Genomic DNA, 15,670 nt, shown 5'->3' on the forward strand with positions numbered 1-15,670 from the left:
TATTAATTTAGCTAAAACCATATTTTAGACAGCCGTTTTTATATTAAATTATTATATTTCCAACATAAAAAAAAACATCTCCAAACAACTAAATACCAAACACATAATTAACCATGAGGTTAAATTTAAATAAATACTCTAATTTTTTTGTAACAATTTTAAATTTCAAACTACTTATAAAATAACTAACCCATCACATTGAATAAAGAACTAGAACATAGTTTTGTAGAATTGCTCGAAAAGCATCAAAATATTGTGCACAAAATTTGTCGTTTGTACACCAATAACTATGATGCCCATAACGATTTGTTTCAGGAAATAACCATCCAGTTATGGAAGGCGTACCCCAAATTTCGTGGCGATGCAAAATTTAGTACATGGATGTACCGCGTGGCTTTAAATACGGCTATTACCTTATACCGAAAATCTAAACGTACCATAAACACGCAAGATTTTGAAGGTGTAGCATTTAAAATAAAAGCCGAAGATTACGACGATACCGAAGAACAACAATTAAAAGTGCTTTACAAAGCTGTACACCAGCTTAACGACATTGAAAAAGCGTTAGTTTTCTTGTATTTAGAAGACAAAGACTATAGAGAAATAAGTACCACATTAGGAATAAGTGAAGTGAATGCCAGAGTGAAAATGAATAGAATAAAAACGAAACTTAAAACTATACTAAATCCGTAACCCTATGGATGAATTAGATATCTTAAAAAAGGATTGGAACACCACCAAACCCGACCAGAAAAAACTAACGGTAAATGATATTTACCCGATGTTGCATAAAAAATCGTCTTCCATAGTGAAGACCCTATTTTACATTAGCATAGCCGAACTCGTGTTTTGGATTATCGTAAACACAATACCCTATTTTTGCTCAACCGAATATAAAGCAAAGCTAGAAGCCATTTACACCAACGATTTTGTACTTGGTGCAATTACTTTTTTCAGTTACGCCATCATCCTAATCTTTATTTATTTGCTCTACAAATCGTACAAATCTATTTCGGTTACTGATAGCGCAAAAAAACTCATGGAAAACATACTTAAAACACGAAAAGTAATAAAATACTATGTGCTTTATAACCTTGTTATGGCAGGCGTATCACTTATGGTTGGCTTTTATTACGCGCTACACAACGATCCGGTAATAGCCAATGATTTAACCACATTCGGAAATAAAAAAATGCTCCTCATAATAGCATTTCTACTTTTATTTACAAGTATATTTATTGGAGTAATCTGGTTATTTTACAAGCTTATTTACGGCCTATTATTAAAACAACTGAATAGAAATTACAACGAAATTAAGAAACTAGAAGTCTAAACATTTGGGCGTTCCCCAAGGGTCGGGCTTTACGTTGCAAATCCTCGCAAGCCCAATTAAAATTGGTCTTGCTGTGGGTTTTTCACTGCAATCCCTAACGCAAGGAAAACCGGCTATGTTCAATAACATCACCAATTTGCATTCCACTTAAGTCTAGTGTACCCACACGAACACGTACCAATCTTAACGTAGGAAATCCAACGGCCGAAGTCATTTTTCTAACCTGCCTAAACTTCCCCTCATTTAAAGTAATAGATACCCAAGTGGTTGGGCCATGCCTATCATCTCTAATTTTTTGTTGTGCTTTAGGTAACTCAGGAATACCATCTAATTTAAAAGCTTTGCAAGGCTTTGTTTGGTACTTTTTACCATCAAAACCAATTTCTACACCAGTTTTTAATTTATCAACAGCTTCTTCTGTAATATCTCCATCAACTTGCGCGTAATATTCCTTTTCAACTTTCTGGCTGTTTACAAAGTCGCTCATTTTACCATCGGTAGTTAGTAACAACAAACCTTCCGATTTTTCATCCAAACGACCAATAGCCATAATACCTTCAGGAAAATTATCCAATTCACCTAAAAATTTTTTACGCTTCTGTTGTGTAGAGTTACTGTAAAACTGACTTAAAAACCCGTAAGGTTTGTAAATGGCATAATGTTTATGTTCTGTACTATTTTCAGTCATTTGTAATCTTTACCTATTCTATTTTAAATCTAAGCAATTTAATTAACATCAAAAGAACTCTCGATACTGCATCACTCGAAAATCAAAAGTATTAAAATTTGGGTCACTTTGCTTTAACTGTTTGTACAACGCCATGCTTCCAATAGCTCGATTTGCAGAACCAGAAGACGAGGTTAAGGACACTGTTTTAATAATACGTTTTGCATCATCTCTCAACAATTCAACTGGCATTTCAAACTTATGAATTCTAGGAACTTCATTAGAAACTAATTCTAACTTTAAACTGTAATCTTTTATGTGTTTTCTAAAAAAATATTCGGGACCATTTTTACTATTTCCGCCAGTAAATAAAAGGGTATTAATATTCGGAAATTCTTTTAAGTATCCAATAACATCTCGAAGTTTTATATTTTTCATACCCAAATCCGATGCATCTATTTTATCCCTCTCGCAGCTACCCACAATATCGCAAACACCAATTTTATGCGCAATTAAAAACTGTTTTCGTTCTGCAATAGCTTCTTCCGAGTTATCGAAACGCAAACCTAAATCATGAATTTTATCCAAAAACAACCAAAGCGAATTGTAATAACTACCATAACAGAAGTCCACATCTTTTTCTAAAAGATCACCAATTGAAAACCGCGGTGGTGGTAACGTGCCCACTATCAACTTTGTAGTGTCTTCTTTTATAAAAGGTTGATATGGATGCCTATGTTTAAACACGTTTTACTTGATTTTTAAGCTAAAATTTAGTATATTAATTTGAAACAAAAAAATCTATCTATATGGGAAAAGGTGATAAAAAAACAAAACGTGGAAAAATAAACAGAGGAACCTTTGGCTCTCGCCGACCACGTGTTAAAAAGAAACCATCTGTTGAAATTAAAATTGACATCACTAATAAAGTTAAAGTCAAATAATTCCTAATCGAATTCCGATAACAGTTTTTCGACTTGAACAACCGTTCTACGATATAACTTCTGGTTAGGTTTCGTCATGTGCTGAGATTCCGTTTTTATGGCTTCTAATATAGATCTAGCTTCTTCCTTTTTATTTCTATTTATTAAAAACTCAGCAAAAACTAAACGCTCTTCATAAAAAGAATATCGAATATCTATTTGTCTCAAATTGTGTTCAGCAGCTTCAAAATCACTTAGTTTTTCATGTGCCAAGCCGCAAATAAATTGAGTTTTGGACTTCTTGTATTCTAATTTATCTTTAATTTTTTCAGCATAAAAAACAGCTTTACTATAATCTTTAGCTAAAAAATAAGCTTCAACCAATTTCGTATTTACGTAAAAATCGTTTTCATAGCCATCTTTCAGTTCTTTTAGGTAAAGAGGAAGCGCATTGTTATAATCTTTATTGGCTAAATAAGCATCGGCTAAATTCACTCGATTCTGATAAGATTCTGAGAACTCGAGCTGCTTCTCTAAATCCCTAATTTTCTTAGTTGGATTTATAATATTTGTTATTTCACTTGTTATTTTTTCTGCATCACGCTTGTTATAAACTTGCGTAACCAAATAAATAATACAGCCAATTAGAGGCACAAAAAAGATAAGAAGCGCCCAATAAAAGGAGTTTCCATTTTTGTACATGTGATAGATACAATATACCTGAAAAGCAATAATAAAATAGTAATACATTAATTTATTCTAAGTTTAATCTTCAAATTTAATGTTTCTAATTTTTACAAAGTTCAAAACGCTATGAGTTTTATCGAATAAAAATTAAATCGTTCTCTTTAGACATAGGTTCGCTATAACTATAACCGCCATAATTAAACCCTTTTAAATCGTCTATGGTTTGCGCATTGGTATCTATAACATAACGCGCCATAAGGCCACGCGCTTCTTTAGCATAAAACGAAATAATTTTATAATCACCATTTTTAAATTCTTTGAAATTAGCAGTAACCACTGGTGTTTTTAATGCTTTTTTATCGACAGCCTTAAAATACTCATTACTCGCTAAATTTAAAAACAACTCACCATCTTCGAGCTCTTCATTTAAAGCTTTTACAATATCTTTTTTCCAAAATTCGTAAAGGTTTTTATTGGTTCCAATAGGTAGTTTTGTTCCCATTTCTAAACGGTAAGGCCGTATTAAATCTAATGGTTTTAAAACACCATACAAACCAGAAAGTATACGTACGGTATTTTGCAATGTTTCCATTTTTTCTGCTGGCAAGTTATAAGCATCTAATCCACGATATACATCGCCATTAAAAGCATACACAGCTGGCCGTGCATTTTCTGGAGTAAACGGTAATTTCCAATCTTGATTACGCTCGTAATTTAACTGACCTAAATTAGGAGAAATACTCATAAGTTCGGATAAATTTTTAGCCGATTTCTTTTTAAGCACTTTATTTAATCGATCTGCTTGTTTTAAAAACCGACCTTCCGTATATTGTTTTGTTGGTAATTCTGTTTCTAGATCTAACGATTTTGCTGGTGATATTACTAATTTCATTCCTTTATATTTATTCCCTGTTTTTGGGGATATTCTTATTAAAATTCTCTTTTTATTAAAACATCTAATTTACAATATTTCTTTAAGCTGTTTGGACTGCTCCATCAACAAAACTAAAGTTGTAATCACCTTTAATCACAAAATCTGCAGTATATGCAGTTTCTCCTGTTGGATGCCAAGTTTTAACTGTTTTATCGATTAAAATAAACAAACCTTCATGATTTCCTAAGGCGCAAAAACGATTAAAGTTTCCATCGAAAACAGCAATTGGCTTTATACTCGAAATCGCCTCATATAGCTCAGAAATATTGGTGGTAACCATGCCTATTTCACTTATTGAAATAATACTTTTTGATGAAAACACTGTCGATGATTCTTCATTTAAATCTCGTCTTGCTATGAACTCGACAATATTATTATCGGTATCATAAAAATAAACAGCTTTAGCATTCCAACTTGAAAAATTTGAAATACTCTCTTCGCCATCAGGTAAAATAGTAACACGTTTTTGCAGCCAAATTAAAGCTTCATCTATTTTATTCGATGGAATATTAAATGCAAAATGCGCTTGTTTAACCTCCTTCTTATATTGAAAACTTAACAAACTACTCCCCGTTTTAAACGTTATTTTTTCTTCGGAATTAAAAACTAAATCAAACTCCATAACATTTTGATAAAACTGTTTTTGTCTTTCAATTTGATTAGTGAATAATGTGATTTCTTCTATTTTCATAACTCAAAGATAAGTTGGTAAAAAGGAATTTTTTATAATATGAGAATGATAAAACTTATTCACAAATAAGTAAATATTATACAACAAGCGCAACTCCATAAATAAAAACTATAACTACAAATTGTAAGCTGTATTATCTTTAACGGAATTCAATAAAAAGGAGCTATGAATGGTTGAAATACCTTCTACAGTTGATAATTTCTCATTTACAAACTCATGAAATTCCGAAATATCATCTACAACTACTTTTAGTAAATAATCGTAATTTCCAGAAACTCGATGGCACTCCATAATTTCCGGCAACAATAACATCTCATTATTAAAATTATCTGCCATTGTTTTTTGATGCTTCAATAAGGTAATCTGGCAAAAAGCAATAATCTTTTTTCCAATTTTAGTCCTATCCAATAAAGCCACATAAGATTTTATAATATGCTGTTGCTCCAATTTTTTAATTCTTTCGTAAGTAGGTGTAACACTCAACCCTACTTTACTCGCTATTTCCTTTGTGTTTTGCTTCGAATTCTCTTGAAGTTGCATCAAAATTCGTCTATCAATATCGTCCATACTAGATTATTTTTCTATCATTTAAATCCTCAAACCTCAATATAGTTTTTTATCCTGTTAATCTAAATTAAATAGTTTAATTTTCTAATATTTCATATATAAAAATATTTTACACTTATAAACCATAGTTTTACAGAACAAATAAAATTAATAATCAAAATAATTTAGTATAAAAATGAACACAAACCCAGATACCATAATAGATTCTCTTTTAACCCAACTCATAGAAGATAAGGAAAAAGTTTTGGGTTATCCTGTTGCACAAGATTTTGATTATTCACGCTTAAATGAATTCTTAAAATACCCTATTAATAATGTGGGAGATCCATTTGAAGAGAACACGTATAAGGTGCAAACTCATGAAATGGAGTGTGAAGTTGTGGAGTTTTTCGCTGAATTATTTCGTGCAGATCCAAAAAATCATTGGGGTTATGTTACCAATGGCGGATCGGAGAGTAATCTTTATGGTCTTTACCTTGCCAGAGAATTATATCCAAAAGCAATGGTTTATTTTTCTGAATCTACACATTACAGTGTAAAGAAAAATATTCATTTATTAAACATACCGAGTATTACCATTAGATCGCAGGAGAATGGAGAAATAGACTATGAGGATCTAGAAAATACCTTACAATTTAACCGCCATAAACCTGCCATTATTCTAACCACCTTTGGCACAACCATGATGGAAGCGAAAGACGATGTTTCTAAAGTAAAAAAGATTTTAAAAAAACTAGCCATTCAAGACCATTACATACATTGCGATGCTGCATTATCTGGTTCTTACGGTGCTTTTATGGAGCCACGTGTACCTTTCGATTTCAAGGATGGCGCAGATAGTATTTCTATAAGCGGGCATAAATTTATTGGTTCGCCATTTCCTTCGGGAGTTATTATCACCAAACGCTCTTTAAGAGATCGAATTGCAAGAGGTATTTCATACATTGGCTCGTTAGATACCACAATTACAGGCTCTAGAAACGGACATAGTCCATTATTTTTATGGTACACCATTAAAAAAATGGGTCTAGAAGGTTTAGCAAAACGTTACCGCCATAGTTTGGAAACTGCAGAATACTGCAAAAATGAACTTCTAAAACGAGGTATAAAAGCATGGACCAATCCGGGGTCGATTACTGTGGTATTCCCAAAAGTATCAGATTTTATTAAAGGAAAATGGCAACTAGCCACCGATGACGATATTACACATATTATTTGCATGCCTAATGTAACTAAAAGTCAAATTGATGAGTTTGTTAAAGATATTGTATTAGAAAAAAGCGACCAAAAAGCAATAGCTATGTATTAAAAAAATAGATAACTTCGTTTAAGTATTAATCTAAAAAATTTATTGATTTTAGATTAATTTAATTTTGCTATTAATACAGACAATCTACATACTAAAAATCTGGAAGATAAAAGAATCAAGATCTAATAAACTTATTTTAATTGCAGATAAATCAATATACAAAGGCAATCCAAAAGAAAATGATTTAAATAGAGTAACCCCGCAAACAACTGATATTACATTCTTAAAAGATTTATTTAGCATTCCTTATTCTTATATTACAAAAATTGAAAATCAAAGTGGTAAAAATTATATAAAGATATATTTCGGAAAAGAATCTGAAGAAGAGCTTTATATTGATAATGAAAAAACTAAAAAAGAGGTCTTTGAAGCTATAAAAAACGACAATCCTAACTTAAATTATAGTTCGGAAATCCCAAATATGGTACGGTATGCTAAGCCTCAATTCTTCGCATTATTGATAATCACAGGGGTTTTTATTTGGTCTTTTTATCTTGCAAATCAGATAGAAAATGGAGCTGAATATGAAATTATTGGCAGAAGAGCTGGTATCGCAGGTATCGTACTTGCAATAGCCAATCTTGGAACTTTTAAAATTATCTCAGGATATTTGGTTCTTTTAGGAATTACTGTTGTTTCACTTTTAAAAAGGCTGAAATCGAGAAGTGAAATTGAATTTTTAAATCGTTAAAATTAATTATAACGATTAAATAAATAAAGAGCAAACTTTTAATGTATTTCAAATTAATCTTTCTCATTTCAAATATTAATCGTAATATTGCAATGAAACAATAAAGATACATGGGATTAGCTAAAACAGAAATATTTTCCGATTCACAAAACGAAATAGCCTTATTTGCAAAAGTATTTGGGCATCCTGCTCGCGTGGCCATTTTAGAACATTTATTTAAAACAAACTCTTGTGTTTGTGGCGATTTGGTAAACGAAATTGGTTTAGCTCAACCCACAATATCTCAACATTTAAAAGAACTAAAACTTTTAGGGTTAATAAAAGGCAATGTTGAAGGCACGAGTGTTTGCTACTGCATAAATGCAGAAAACTGGACAAATATGAAAGCAATAATGAACACCTTTTTAAATCAAGATTTACCTAAAATAGATTGTTGCTAAAAAAACATTAATAGTATTATCACAAAAAATAAATTCAATCATGAAACTATCAGAAATAAAAAAAGAATTAAGCAGATTAAGCCAAATCACCTTTAAATTACCAAACGGGGAATTGGTACCAAACCATTTTCATGTTACGGAAGTTGGAAAAATAACAAAACATTTTATTGATTGCGGTGGAACCGTTAGAAATGAAACTGTTGTAAACTTTCAACTTTGGAATGCAAACGATTACGACCATAGATTACACCCAGAAAAATTATTAAACATTATTGAGCTTTCTGAAAAAACTTTAGGTATCGAAGATTTAGAAATTGAAGTAGAATATCAAGCCGAAACTATTGGTAAATTTGCATTAGATTTCGATGGTACCAATTTTCTATTAACCACAAAACAGACCGATTGTTTAGCACAAGACCAATGTGGTATTCCTGCTGAGAAGCCGAAATTACAATTTTCAGATATCCAAACTGGCGAATCTTGCAAACCAGGAAGTGGTTGTTGCTAAACTTAAATCTATTCACCAATAATTTTAAAAATAATTATGACTGTATTTAACGATATCGATAGAGTAATTTCAACCTTCAATGTTGAAACAATAGCCGACTCACGCAAAGAAATATTAAAACCATTAGTAGATTTTATTCAGCTAAAAGTAAATACTAAACAGGATATTCGTATTAATTTTATTTGTACGCACAATTCAAGGCGAAGTCATTTATCGCAAACTTGGGCACAAACCATGGCACATTATTTCAATATTAAAAATGTGTTTTGTTATTCGGGAGGTACAGAAGCAACTGCTCTTTTCCCGATGGTGGCGAAAACTTTAGAAAATTCAGGATTTAAAATAAATAAAATTTCGGATACTAGCAATCCTGTTTACAGCATAAAATACTCCGATAATTCACATCCAATTATTGGGTTTTCAAAAAAACTGGATAGCTATTTTAACCCAAAAGCATTCTTTGCTGCTGTAATGACTTGCTCGCAAGCCGACAACGGTTGTCCGTTTATTCATGGTGCAGAAAAACGAATTCCTATAACTTTTGAAGATCCAAAAGCTTTTGATGATACGCCACAACAGGCCGAAAAATATCAAGAACGTAGCTTACAAATTGCAACCGAATTATTTTATGTGTTCTCACAAATAGTCTCTTAAAATGAAATCAATAAAAAAACTTAGTTTCCTCGATAAAAATTTAACACTTTGGATTTTTGTCGCTATGGCTATAGGCGTTAGCATCGGTTATTTTATACCAACCTTCCCAAGTATAATTGAGAGTATGAGTAGCGGTACAACAAACATACCGATTGCCATTGGTTTAATTTTAATGATGTACCCACCACTAGCAAAAGTGAATTACAAACTTTTACCAATGGTTTTTAAAAACACAAAACTGCTATTTATTTCACTCCTTTTAAATTGGATTATTGGTCCGGTTTTAATGTTTGTTTTAGCCATAACTTTTCTACATGACTATCCAGAATACATGGTAGGCCTTATTTTAATAGGCTTAGCACGTTGTATTGCTATGGTTTTAGTTTGGAACGATTTAGCCGAAGGCAGCAGCGAATACGGTGCAGGCTTAGTGGCTTTAAACAGTATTTTTCAAGTTTTTGCTTATAGTTTTTATGCCTGGCTTTTTATTACTGTACTACCTCCCTTCTTTGGTTTTGAAGGTGCTATTGTCGATATTTCTATTGGAACCATTGCAGAAAGTGTGGCTATTTATTTAGGACTTCCATTTGTTTTAGGTATTTTAAGTCGATACTTTTTAGTGAAATTAAAAGGCGAAACTTGGTATACAGAAACCTTTATCCCAACAATTTCACCGCTAACTTTAATTGCTCTTTTATTCACAATTGTAGTTATGTTTTCTCTAAAAGGAGAACTTATTGTAGAAATACCAATGGATGTTTTAATCATTGCCGTACCGTTACTTATTTACTTCACAGCCATGTTTATTATTGGTTTTTTCGCTACCAAAGCAACTGGTGCTACTTACGATAAAACAGCATCGGTAGCATTCACAGCGGCTGGAAACAATTTCGAATTAGCCATTGCCGTAGCTATTGCTGTTTTTGGATTAAATTCGGGCCAAGCCTTTACTGGTGTTATTGGGCCTTTAGTTGAAGTTCCTGCTTTAATTTTATTAGTAAAAGTTTCATTTTGGTTGAAGAAGAAATATTACGGAAACGTTGTACAGTAAAAGGTTTTATTTTGAAACCGAAAAGAGCTTGATTTTATGATATAGATTGGCTAATTTCGTTTAGTCAATTTACATACGAATGAACTTAAATTACGAGCTTACAGAATCAGACTATTTAGAATATCATCTTTACACGGCTTCTAAATCTAAATTAAACAAAAAAACACGATTTCGTACTCGAATAATTATCCCTATCATTTACACACTATTTGCGCTTTATTCAGCTATCAATGATAAAAGTTATGCTATAACAATAACATTTGTTTTAATAAGTATAATATGGTATGTTTTTTATCCTAGATATTCTAAATGGGCCAATAAAAGACGTTTTCAAAAACATATTGACGAAAATTATAAAAATAGAATTAATAAGCCGATAGAAATTTCTTTTAATGAAGATTCGGTATACTCGAAAGACTTTTCAACCGAAACAAAAATAAAGGGATCTGAACTCAATGAGTTGAACGAAATAAAAAACCATTTCTTTATTAAACTGAAAACAGGATTATCATTAATTGTTCCAAAACGCGCTATTATTAACCAAGCGGAATTTATAAAGAAAGTTACAAGTTTAGGAGCCGAACATATCGATGAGTTAAATTGGGAATGGAAATAAAAAACTTCAAATTAATGACCATGATTTAATATAATTTTTATGGCTTTTTAAAAAAAATTAACTAGTTTTCAATAACATATTATCGAACAAACATTATAAATATATTCACAAAAATAAAATGAAAAATAAAAAAGCAATCATTACAGGCGGCGGTCGTGGCTTAGGAAAAGCAACTGCTATTGCATTTGCAAAAGAAGGTATAGATGTAGCAATAACAGGTAGAAACGAAGCTGTTTTAAAAGAAACCGTTTCAGAATTAGAAGCTATTGGAGTTAAATCAACCTACTCAGTTTTCGACGTTGGAAATTATGAAGAAGTAAAAACAGGAATCAAAAACATTATTGACACATTTGGTACTGTAGATATTTTGGTAAACAATGCAGGAATTGCTGCTTTTGGAACGTTTAACGACATGGATGTTAATCAATGGACTCAAATTATCCAAACCAACGTAATGGGCATGTATTATGTAACAAAAGAAGTTTTACCATACTTAATAGAAAAGAATGAAGGTGATATTATAAATGTATCATCTACCGCAGGATTAAGCGGAAATGCAACTACATCTGCTTATTCTGCATCAAAATTTGCAGTAATAGGTATGTCGGAATCTTTAATGAAAGAAGTTCGTAAAAATAACATTCGTGTTTGTACTTTAACACCAAGTACTATCGCGTCTGATATGTCTATCGATTTAGGAATCGCTACTAAAGATTCTGAAGACAGTGTTTTACAACCAGAAGATTTTGCAGAGCTTATTGTTGCAGGTTTAAAACTACCAAGACGCGCCATGCTAAAAAGCGCAGCTTTATGGTCTACAAACCCATAAATAAGAATAAATATAGCGAGATTTTCAATATAAAATTTCGCTATATTTTTTTTAAAATTAAAGCGAATTAAAAACAGTGCTTTTTACAATAATGCATCATAATATTTATAATAATGGAAAAAGTAATTATTGCCCAAATTAGTGTTCAAGCATCAAAAACAGAAGCGTTTTTAAAATTAGCAAAAGTAATGGTCGCACAAAGTAATACTGAAGTTGGCTGTTTACAGTATAGGCTTTTAAATGAAGTCAATAACGAAACTGAATTCCTTTTTCATGAAAAATATATTAACGAAGAAGCTATTGAACTTCATAACGCTTCGGAACATTTTATAAATTTCGTAAATGCAATCGCTCCTTTCTTATCTAAAGCCCCCATTATCGAAGTTTTTTAATCGTAAAAAAAATACTATAAATCAACATCGTATCTTTCCCTATACATTACCAATTCCACTATCCACATACCAGAAAAAGCACATACAGCTTAGCTGAAAATTATTTCTTTAATTGTTAAAAAAGTAAGGATTCTATTATTGTATTCATACTTAAAAGAGAAATCGCAGCTGTTCTTCTATAAAAAAACAAATTATAATTAAAAGTATACTTTGCCTAGTGAATGTTTTTAATTAATTTCGTTTAACATCTGATAATAAAATTGTATTCGTTTTTACTAATCATATTCTTCCAAATAGTAAAAAAGAAAAAAACCCTCACAATTAAAAAATCTAAAAATGAAAAAACTAGTCTACCTACTGTTTATGTTACCGATATTTATTGGCTGCAATAAAGACACAAAATTCAATGATCCTATTCCAGATCACGACAGCTTCACGTTAGTATCACAACATCTTAACGAAACACGGGTTATCAACGTTTGGATACCAAAAGAGTTTAAAACCAATAACACCGCATTACCAGTAATTTATATGCCTGACGGCGGAATAGAAGAAGATTTCCCACATATAGCAAACACCATTGCAGCACTTGTAGAAAACAAAAGTATTCCGCCAATAATTTTGGTAGGGATTGAAAACACAGACCGTAGACGAGATTTATCGGGTGCATCTCAAGAAAAAGAAGATGCCAAATATTGTCCGTTAACCGATGGTGCCAAAAATTTTAGAGCATTTATTACCAGTGAACTATTTCCTGAAATAAATAAGAGATACCAAACAACCAACAAAAAAGGCATAATAGGCGAATCGCTTGCTGGACTTTTTATTATGGAAACCTTTTTATTAAATCCTGAAATATTCGATTTTTATATTGCCATGGATCCATCACTTTGGTGGAATAACCACTCTTTAGAGAAAAATACTCCAAATTACCTAAAAAATTTTACAAGTAAAAAAACTAAACTTTGGTTTGCAGGTTCGGGAGCCGAAGATGTTTCGGTATTTACCAACAATATCGAAAAATATTTACTATCAAATGCGCCAGAGAATGTAATATGGAAATATTGTAATGAACCAAATGAAAAGCATAGCACGATTTTTAGAGCGACAAAAGAAAAAGCTTTAGTTTGGACTTTGAATGCGAAATAAACGCATTAAAATTAAAGTCTCTTTTATTAAAAAACATCTTTTGTAAATATTAGAAAAACTTGACTTTGTAAAAAATTTCAGCTAAATTAGTGTCAACCTTTTAAGATTTCTTTATTACGAATAATTAACAAGTACCTAAAACACAACAAATATGGCTTTTTTTATCAATAACAAAGAATTTTCCGATCAAGAAGAATTTATAAGATATGGCCGTGGTTGTGCTACAAAAATTCCGACACCAATCGATATTATGCGAGTTGATGAAGAGATTACTGCTAATAAAACTAGACGTAAATTATTTTCGGAATTATCTATAGAAGTTAGATTTCACCATATCACTTATGGAGCAAGAGGATTGATAACAAAAACTCAAAGGATACAACAAATAGAACTTTTAAATACAGCTTACGCTTCTGCTGGCCTAACTTTTAATTATAGCGAACAAGAAGTCAAGTTTATTGATAACGAGAACTGGTACAATATGGGTCATGCATCTGCAAGCGAACGCCAAGCCAAAACTTCACTAGGAGCAGATCCACACAAATACTTAAATTTCTATACTGGAGGTTTAGTTTCTGGCTTGTTAGGTTGGGCAACATTCCCTTATGATTTAGCTGGAGATCCTGTTATGGATAGTGTTGTAATGCTAGATGAATCTTTACCTGGAGGTACAGCTGCCCCATACAATTTAGGGATGACGGCAGTACATGAAGTTGGGCATTGGTTAGGTTTATTCCACACGTTTCAAGGTGGCTGCGATGGTATTGGAGATCAAGTAAAAGACACGCCTGCACATAGCAGCGCCAACTACGGAAAACCTGAAGATGGTAAACCTCATAACGCTTGTACTATTGGCGATTATGCTCCTATCCACAATTATATGAATTATGTAGATGATGATTGGATGAACGAATTAACAATAGCTCAAGAAACCCGTATTAAAGAACAGATTATGATGTATAGAACGGGATTATTGAATCCTGCAAATGTGTAAAAATCTTAAGATAGTTAACTAAAACTTAGCAGATATATGCGTTAGGGATTGATGCGACATCCTTTTTGAAAAATAAAAAAAGCCTAAACTCTTTATGAGCAAGGCTTTTAATTTATAATCTAGATGTTGCAAACAGAAACGCTTTGCAAAAAGATATAGCGGAAAGCCCGACCCTTAGGGTAACGCCCAAAAATTATTATTCTAATTCTTGATGTTTAGAATACGTTTTCCATTTATTAATACATTGCTGCATATCATCTGGAATTTCGGTATCAAACCTCATAAACTCACCAGTTCTAGGATGTACAAAACCAAGTGTTTTAGCATGTAGCGCCTGTCTTGGTAATACTTTAAAACAGTTATCTACAAATTGCTTGTATTTGGTAAACGTAGTTCCTTTCAGTACTTTTTCACCACCATAGCGCTCGTCGTTAAACAAGGTATGACCAATATGTTTCATGTGTACACGAATTTGGTGTGTACGTCCCGTTTCTAACTTACAAGATACCAAAGTTACGTAACCTAAACGTTCTAAAACGCTATAATGCGTTACGGCAGGCTTACCTTTATCGGCATCATCACCAAAAAACACCGTGTTTTGTAAACGGTTTTTAGGATGGCGACCAATGTTACCTTCTACCGTACCATTATCTTCGTTCATATTACCCCAAACAATAGCAACATACTCACGTTCACTGGTTTTATTAGCAAATTGAAGCGATAAATGTGCCATAGCCTCTTCGGTTTTTGCGACTACTAAAAGTCCGCTTGTATCCTTGTCAATACGGTGTACCAAACCTGGCCGCTCGCTAGAATTATTAGGTAAATTATCGAATCTATAGATTAATGCATTTATAAGTGTACCGGAGTAATTTCCATGACCTGGATGCACAACCATTCCTGGTTTTTTGTTTACCACAAGTAAGTCATCATCTTCGTAAACCACATCGATATCAATATCCTCTCCAACCAATAAATTCTCGAATGGCGGATGTGCAAAAAGCACACGAATAGTATCAAAAGGTTTTACCTTATAATTAGATTTTACGGGAACATCATTAACAAAAATACTTCCGTTTTTTGCTGCTGCCTGAATTTTATTTCGGGTAGCGTTTTCAACAAAATTCATTAAATATTTATCAATTCTAAGGGGTGTTTGCCCTTTATCTACAGTAAATGAATGGTGTTCGTAAAGATTATCTTCGTCGGGTAATTGCGGTGTATATGCGTCCATA

At 32.1% G+C, this 15,670-nt stretch carries 21 protein-coding genes; 14 read left to right on the top strand and 7 right to left on the bottom strand.

Going from position 1 to position 15,670, the window contains the following annotated elements; all coding sequences use genetic code 11:
* Positions 1-198 precede the first annotated feature (198 nt).
* Together M4I23_RS10590 and M4I23_RS10595 are read left to right on the top strand one after the other, a co-directional pair.
* Positions 199-693, top strand: a complete 495-nt coding sequence (locus M4I23_RS10590) for an RNA polymerase sigma factor (protein ID WP_158844493.1) — start codon at positions 199-201, stop codon at positions 691-693.
* Between the two features lie 4 nt (positions 694-697).
* Positions 698-1,333, top strand: coding sequence for a hypothetical protein (locus M4I23_RS10595; protein WP_158844496.1), 636 nt, complete (start codon positions 698-700; stop codon positions 1,331-1,333).
* A gap of 94 nt (positions 1,334-1,427) precedes the next feature.
* Here the strand turns inward: M4I23_RS10595 and M4I23_RS10600 are convergent, their stop codons facing one another.
* A complete protein-coding gene (locus tag M4I23_RS10600) occupies positions 1,428-2,021 on the bottom strand; it encodes a pseudouridine synthase (RefSeq protein WP_249754371.1) in 594 nt (197 codons plus the stop codon).
* A gap of 48 nt (positions 2,022-2,069) precedes the next feature.
* Positions 2,070-2,747, bottom strand: a complete 678-nt coding sequence (locus M4I23_RS10605) for a uracil-DNA glycosylase family protein (RefSeq protein WP_249754372.1) — start codon at positions 2,745-2,747, stop codon at positions 2,070-2,072.
* Positions 2,748-2,809: 62 nt separating this feature from the next.
* On the opposite strand from M4I23_RS10605, the gene M4I23_RS10610 reads away from it, so the two are divergent.
* Positions 2,810-2,944: a 30S ribosomal protein THX gene (locus M4I23_RS10610; protein WP_158851556.1), complete on the top strand. Its 135-nt coding sequence runs from the start codon at positions 2,810-2,812 to the stop codon at positions 2,942-2,944.
* A 3-nt stretch (positions 2,945-2,947) separates the two neighbouring features.
* Here M4I23_RS10610 and M4I23_RS10615 read toward each other — a convergent pair whose 3' ends face one another.
* The 4 genes from M4I23_RS10615 to M4I23_RS10630 form a co-directional block, all read right to left on the bottom strand.
* On the bottom strand, positions 2,948-3,673 hold the full coding sequence (locus tag M4I23_RS10615; protein WP_249754373.1) for a hypothetical protein: 726 nt from the start codon (positions 3,671-3,673) through the stop codon (positions 2,948-2,950).
* A 70-nt stretch (positions 3,674-3,743) separates the two neighbouring features.
* A complete protein-coding gene (yaaA, locus tag M4I23_RS10620; protein ID WP_249754374.1) occupies positions 3,744-4,502 on the bottom strand; it encodes a peroxide stress protein YaaA in 759 nt (252 codons plus the stop codon).
* Between the two features lie 82 nt (positions 4,503-4,584).
* Positions 4,585-5,235 carry a VOC family protein gene (locus M4I23_RS10625; protein WP_249754375.1) on the bottom strand — a complete coding sequence of 217 codons (651 nt, stop codon included), beginning with the start codon at positions 5,233-5,235 and terminating at the stop codon, positions 4,585-4,587.
* A gap of 114 nt (positions 5,236-5,349) precedes the next feature.
* Positions 5,350-5,802, bottom strand: coding sequence for an Lrp/AsnC family transcriptional regulator (locus tag M4I23_RS10630; RefSeq protein ID WP_158844514.1), 453 nt, complete (start codon positions 5,800-5,802; stop codon positions 5,350-5,352).
* A gap of 175 nt (positions 5,803-5,977) precedes the next feature.
* Here M4I23_RS10630 and M4I23_RS10635 point away from each other — a divergent pair, with 175 nt between their 5' ends.
* The 11 genes from M4I23_RS10635 to M4I23_RS10685 all read left to right on the top strand — a co-directional run bounded on the left by M4I23_RS10635 (position 5,978) and on the right by M4I23_RS10685 (position 14,435).
* Positions 5,978-7,111 (top strand): histidine decarboxylase, encoded by a 1,134-nt coding sequence (locus M4I23_RS10635; protein WP_249754376.1) that lies wholly within the window; start codon positions 5,978-5,980, stop codon positions 7,109-7,111.
* Positions 7,112-7,175: 64 nt separating this feature from the next.
* Positions 7,176-7,802 (top strand): hypothetical protein, encoded by a 627-nt coding sequence (locus M4I23_RS10640; RefSeq protein ID WP_249754377.1) that lies wholly within the window; start codon positions 7,176-7,178, stop codon positions 7,800-7,802.
* Positions 7,803-7,912: 110 nt separating this feature from the next.
* Entirely contained in the window at positions 7,913-8,242 is a 330-nt protein-coding gene (locus tag M4I23_RS10645) for a helix-turn-helix transcriptional regulator (protein ID WP_158844523.1), read from the top strand.
* Between the two features lie 40 nt (positions 8,243-8,282).
* Complete coding sequence (locus tag M4I23_RS10650; RefSeq protein WP_158844525.1) at positions 8,283-8,750, top strand: DUF6428 family protein; 468 nt, start codon at positions 8,283-8,285, stop codon at positions 8,748-8,750.
* 36 nt (positions 8,751-8,786) lie between these two features.
* Positions 8,787-9,404 carry a low molecular weight phosphatase family protein gene (locus M4I23_RS10655; RefSeq protein WP_249754378.1) on the top strand — a complete coding sequence of 206 codons (618 nt, stop codon included), beginning with the start codon at positions 8,787-8,789 and terminating at the stop codon, positions 9,402-9,404.
* A gap of 1 nt (position 9,405) precedes the next feature.
* A complete protein-coding gene (gene arsB, locus M4I23_RS10660; protein WP_249754379.1) occupies positions 9,406-10,455 on the top strand; it encodes an ACR3 family arsenite efflux transporter in 1,050 nt (349 codons plus the stop codon).
* A gap of 79 nt (positions 10,456-10,534) precedes the next feature.
* The gene (locus M4I23_RS10665) at positions 10,535-11,071 is read left to right on the top strand and encodes a YcxB family protein (protein ID WP_249754380.1); all 537 of its coding nucleotides are present in this window, start codon (positions 10,535-10,537) and stop codon (positions 11,069-11,071) included.
* A 118-nt stretch (positions 11,072-11,189) separates the two neighbouring features.
* On the top strand, positions 11,190-11,900 hold the full coding sequence (locus tag M4I23_RS10670) for a 3-ketoacyl-ACP reductase (RefSeq protein WP_249754381.1): 711 nt from the start codon (positions 11,190-11,192) through the stop codon (positions 11,898-11,900).
* A 113-nt stretch (positions 11,901-12,013) separates the two neighbouring features.
* Positions 12,014-12,292, top strand: a complete 279-nt coding sequence (locus M4I23_RS10675; RefSeq protein ID WP_249754382.1) for a putative quinol monooxygenase — start codon at positions 12,014-12,016, stop codon at positions 12,290-12,292.
* 336 nt (positions 12,293-12,628) lie between these two features.
* Positions 12,629-13,441 carry an alpha/beta hydrolase gene (locus M4I23_RS10680; protein ID WP_249754383.1) on the top strand — a complete coding sequence of 271 codons (813 nt, stop codon included), beginning with the start codon at positions 12,629-12,631 and terminating at the stop codon, positions 13,439-13,441.
* 151 nt (positions 13,442-13,592) lie between these two features.
* Complete coding sequence (locus M4I23_RS10685; RefSeq protein WP_249754384.1) at positions 13,593-14,435, top strand: zinc metalloprotease; 843 nt, start codon at positions 13,593-13,595, stop codon at positions 14,433-14,435.
* A 196-nt stretch (positions 14,436-14,631) separates the two neighbouring features.
* Here M4I23_RS10685 and M4I23_RS10690 read toward each other — a convergent pair whose 3' ends face one another.
* On the bottom strand, positions 14,632-15,669 hold the full coding sequence (locus M4I23_RS10690; protein WP_158844549.1) for an RluA family pseudouridine synthase: 1,038 nt from the start codon (positions 15,667-15,669) through the stop codon (positions 14,632-14,634).
* Position 15,670 lies beyond the last annotated feature (1 nt).

The organism is Algibacter sp. L4_22 (assembly GCF_023473045.1).
Classification (GTDB): domain Bacteria; phylum Bacteroidota; class Bacteroidia; order Flavobacteriales; family Flavobacteriaceae; genus Algibacter.

Bases quoted from the DNA above. Each gene is read 5' to 3' on its own strand.
- M4I23_RS10595 (WP_158844496.1), top strand. From the start codon at position 698: ATGGATGAATTAGATATCTTAAAAAAGGATTGGAACACCACCAAACCC.
- M4I23_RS10600 (WP_249754371.1), bottom strand. From the start codon at position 2,021: ATGACTGAAAATAGTACAGAACATAAACATTATGCCATTTACAAACCT.
- M4I23_RS10610 (WP_158851556.1), top strand. From the start codon at position 2,810: ATGGGAAAAGGTGATAAAAAAACAAAACGTGGAAAAATAAACAGAGGA.
- M4I23_RS10615 (WP_249754373.1), bottom strand. From the start codon at position 3,673: ATGTATTACTATTTTATTATTGCTTTTCAGGTATATTGTATCTATCAC.
- yaaA (WP_249754374.1), bottom strand. From the start codon at position 4,502: ATGAAATTAGTAATATCACCAGCAAAATCGTTAGATCTAGAAACAGAA.
- M4I23_RS10625 (WP_249754375.1), bottom strand. From the start codon at position 5,235: ATGAAAATAGAAGAAATCACATTATTCACTAATCAAATTGAAAGACAA.
- M4I23_RS10630 (WP_158844514.1), bottom strand. From the start codon at position 5,802: ATGGACGATATTGATAGACGAATTTTGATGCAACTTCAAGAGAATTCG.
- M4I23_RS10635 (WP_249754376.1), top strand. From the start codon at position 5,978: ATGAACACAAACCCAGATACCATAATAGATTCTCTTTTAACCCAACTC.
- M4I23_RS10645 (WP_158844523.1), top strand. From the start codon at position 7,913: ATGGGATTAGCTAAAACAGAAATATTTTCCGATTCACAAAACGAAATA.
- M4I23_RS10650 (WP_158844525.1), top strand. From the start codon at position 8,283: ATGAAACTATCAGAAATAAAAAAAGAATTAAGCAGATTAAGCCAAATC.
- M4I23_RS10655 (WP_249754378.1), top strand. From the start codon at position 8,787: ATGACTGTATTTAACGATATCGATAGAGTAATTTCAACCTTCAATGTT.
- arsB (WP_249754379.1), top strand. From the start codon at position 9,406: ATGAAATCAATAAAAAAACTTAGTTTCCTCGATAAAAATTTAACACTT.
- M4I23_RS10665 (WP_249754380.1), top strand. From the start codon at position 10,535: ATGAACTTAAATTACGAGCTTACAGAATCAGACTATTTAGAATATCAT.
- M4I23_RS10670 (WP_249754381.1), top strand. From the start codon at position 11,190: ATGAAAAATAAAAAAGCAATCATTACAGGCGGCGGTCGTGGCTTAGGA.
- M4I23_RS10675 (WP_249754382.1), top strand. From the start codon at position 12,014: ATGGAAAAAGTAATTATTGCCCAAATTAGTGTTCAAGCATCAAAAACA.
- M4I23_RS10680 (WP_249754383.1), top strand. From the start codon at position 12,629: ATGAAAAAACTAGTCTACCTACTGTTTATGTTACCGATATTTATTGGC.
- M4I23_RS10685 (WP_249754384.1), top strand. From the start codon at position 13,593: ATGGCTTTTTTTATCAATAACAAAGAATTTTCCGATCAAGAAGAATTT.
- M4I23_RS10690 (WP_158844549.1), bottom strand. From the start codon at position 15,669: ATGGACGCATATACACCGCAATTACCCGACGAAGATAATCTTTACGAA.